Here is a 2357-nt window from a genome sequence, read left to right as displayed (position 1 = left end):
TCTCGTAAAGAAAATATCAGGGTTTTTTATTTACCGGTTGATTTTTTCATTGTATCTTATATATGATATATGCTATTATATATAAGTCATGGAAAAGGTCAAGAATAATATTGATATAAGCGTAGTCCGCCAGAAACTATCTGTGCTCATTAAGAAGCGTACCGGATATATCTTTAGTCTGCTTCATGGTGAGCCCATGGTTCATGGCTTACCGCATGATGTTTTCAGAAAGTGCGGGAAGGGTAATTGTAAATGTGCAGGAGGGATACTACATGGTCCATACCCTGCCTTATCTGTCAATAAAGATGGTAAGCAGAGGATAGTAATGATTAAGAAGGCTGATGCAGAGGTTATTCTTGAGCAGGCCAACAGGTATAGGCACTATCAGGAGACACTGGCTAAGATACGGAGAATAAATAAGGAGATAGATGAGTTATTAGAGAAGGTTAAATCAGCAACCATAAGGAGTTATCCATGAGTGAAGAAATTATAGCCCCTATTATTTATGAGGAGAACAGGGTTAAGGTAATAAATGATCTCAAAGATGGCCGTATTGATTATATTGACCTTGCTGATTGGACCTTTCAGGACAGGTTTTTTGCATTCCTGTTAGGGGTGAGGTTTTTTGAGATATGTGGCGCCAGTTATCCGACTCCCAGGAAGAAGGAAGAGGTGCCGCTATGGTTTTTGTTGGCGTGCAAGGTACAGATGAAATTGCATACCACATCTTCATTTGAGCAGTTGCCGGGGCTTCTCCGGAGTGGTGCGGTGCTATCGAGAGTGAGATTTAACGTAGGGGGTAAGAACGGCGGTTTTAATAATAAGAACACGAAGGAACGCACATCCCCTATACATCAGGATACGGCAAGGAAGTTTTTTAAGGATACGAACCCTATAGAGGTAAGGGATTGGCACAATAAGGATGTTCAAAGGTTTATAAGAAAACAGAGGGGTTTTGATAAGCATGGGATATTTTTATTAGATCAGACACATGTGGTAGTGCCGGAGAATGATAATTACAAGGATGCGGTAAGAATGCCTGTAGATGAGCATGGACAATTGATAGATACGAGCAAGATGACAGCGGAACAGAAGAAGGCGGTAAAGTACCACCTCTGTTATGCATTAAGTGAGCTGCTGCATATTGGGAAAGATGACAGGTCATTTATTTTTGCAGGTTATCAGTGGGGCCCTGGGAATACGGATGAATTAGTTCATGGCAGGCAGATGGTCGAAGATTTCGTAGATGCTGTGGGTAAGGGTGTTATGAAACTTTTAATAGTTGACAGAGGATATATCTCAGGTGATTTTCTTAATTATGTAAAAAGGGATTTGGGATCAGATGTATTGATTCCATTAAGATCTAATATGGATGCGCTGTCCGACCCTGTGAAGATTGCCGAATCGTTTAATTACAAATGGGTCAGATATAATGAATATACAAAATATGGGATAAAGTATACAGAGGATGTAACAGTGGTAAAGGATGTAGATATATGGAAGGGATGCGATGTGCCTCTCTGTGTATCTATTATGAGGATTACAGGGTCTGACGGGTCTTGCAGATATTGGGGTTTATCATCAACTTTTACACCCAAAAATGCCAGAGAAGTCTTTGAACTATATGAATTAAGAACCCATATAGAGGAACGTCACCGTCAGATAAAGAAGTTCTGGTATATTAACAAGTTCAGCTCACCGGAGAAATCCCTGATTGAGGCACATGTCTTGTTTACATTGCTGACCTATAGCCTCATACAACTTTATCTTAATAAAAAACATCTGAATGCCTTAGCAAATAAGACCATAACGTCTCTAAGGAATGAAGAGCAGATGGGAATAAACAACGTGATAGTATACTCAGGTGATTATTTTGCTGTATTGGATTTGGATGATTACACAGAGATAATAGTAGACCTCCATGATGAGGCCAGACTGAGGTTACAGAAGTGGATCAAGGGATTTAAAAATCGTGACAAATTCAGAGGGGGATAGGATGATACCATAATGGTGTTTTAAACCCAAATTTATAGAACTATAATTACATTTAAGTTACATATCTCCATGTAACGATATACCTGAGTATGCCCACGCTCAGGCACAATAACCCCATGCACTTAACTGTATTCCCATAGTTGCCATAACTCTGCCCAAAAATACCTAAATTTCTCAAAAGGCAGCGGCTGGTACCTTTTTGTAATATTAGTGTCTGAATCACAGATAACATTTGCGTTGACAAACAAATCTCCTCTTGCTACTGTATCCTCAGAAAACCAACTTCCTATCCGTGAGTCTCTTAACTACGGGGAATATTTATGGCAAAAGGTTCTCTTAACAGTACATGGCAGGAAAGGGTC

Annotated in this window: 3 protein-coding genes; 2 read left to right on the top strand and 1 reads right to left on the bottom strand. The window is 39.7% G+C overall.

Translation table 11 applies throughout. The features are described 5' to 3' along the window. Window positions 1-88: 88 nt before the first annotated feature. Together HZA08_02155 and HZA08_02150 are read left to right on the top strand one after the other, a co-directional pair. Complete coding sequence (locus HZA08_02155; protein MBI5192226.1) at window positions 89-478, top strand: hypothetical protein; 390 nt, start codon at window positions 89-91, stop codon at window positions 476-478. Next, a complete protein-coding gene (locus HZA08_02150) occupies window positions 475-1995 on the top strand; it encodes a transposase (protein ID MBI5192225.1) in 1521 nt (506 codons plus the stop codon). The genes HZA08_02155 and HZA08_02150 overlap by 4 nt, the downstream gene beginning before the upstream one ends. 52 nt (window positions 1996-2047) lie before the next feature. On the opposite strand, the gene HZA08_02145 is transcribed toward HZA08_02150, so the two are convergent. Beyond that, the gene (locus HZA08_02145; GenBank protein ID MBI5192224.1) at window positions 2048-2239 is read right to left on the bottom strand and encodes a hypothetical protein; all 192 of its coding nucleotides are present in this window, start codon (window positions 2237-2239) and stop codon (window positions 2048-2050) included. Between the last annotated feature and the right edge of the window lie 118 nt (window positions 2240-2357).

This window comes from Nitrospirota bacterium, assembly GCA_016212215.1.
Classification (GTDB): domain Bacteria; phylum Nitrospirota; class 9FT-COMBO-42-15; order HDB-SIOI813; family HDB-SIOI813; genus JACRGV01.
The sequence above is the reverse complement of the archived record's forward strand: the minus strand, read 5'-3'. Positions and strand labels throughout refer to the sequence as shown.

Coding starts and splice junctions, on each gene's coding strand:
- HZA08_02150 (MBI5192225.1), top strand. CDS start 475: ATGAGTGAAGAAATTATAGCCCCTATTATTTATGAGGAGAACAGGGTT.
- HZA08_02155 (MBI5192226.1), top strand. CDS start 89: ATGGAAAAGGTCAAGAATAATATTGATATAAGCGTAGTCCGCCAGAAA.